2 tRNA genes are annotated in these 203 nt (G+C 54.2%); both read right to left on the bottom strand.

Features of this window, described 5'->3' with window-relative positions:
• Positions 1-3 precede the first annotated feature (3 nt).
• Positions 4-80: transfer RNA gene (locus VJL_RS26980), tRNA-Met, on the bottom strand.
• Between the two features lie 39 nt (positions 81-119).
• Positions 120-195 (bottom strand) — tRNA-Gly (locus VJL_RS26975).
• Positions 196-203 lie beyond the last annotated feature (8 nt).

The raw sequence follows: 203 nt of genomic DNA, 5'->3' as shown, positions 1-203 counted from the left end.
ATTTGGTTGCGGGAGCCGGATTTGAACCGACGACCTTCGGGTTATGAGCCCGACGAGCTACCAGGCTGCTCCATCCCGCGTCCGTATTCCATCGTTAGGTACGATGAAGACCTTCAAATTGGAGCGACACACGAGGTTCGAACTCGTGACCTCAACCTTGGCAAGGTTGCGCTCTACCAACTGAGCTAGTGTCGCATCTCTTA

The sequence above is a fragment of the Vibrio jasicida CAIM 1864 = LMG 25398 genome (assembly GCF_000400365.1).
Lineage (GTDB): Bacteria > Pseudomonadota > Gammaproteobacteria > Enterobacterales > Vibrionaceae > Vibrio > Vibrio jasicida.
This window is presented reverse-complemented; position numbering and strand designations above follow the sequence as displayed.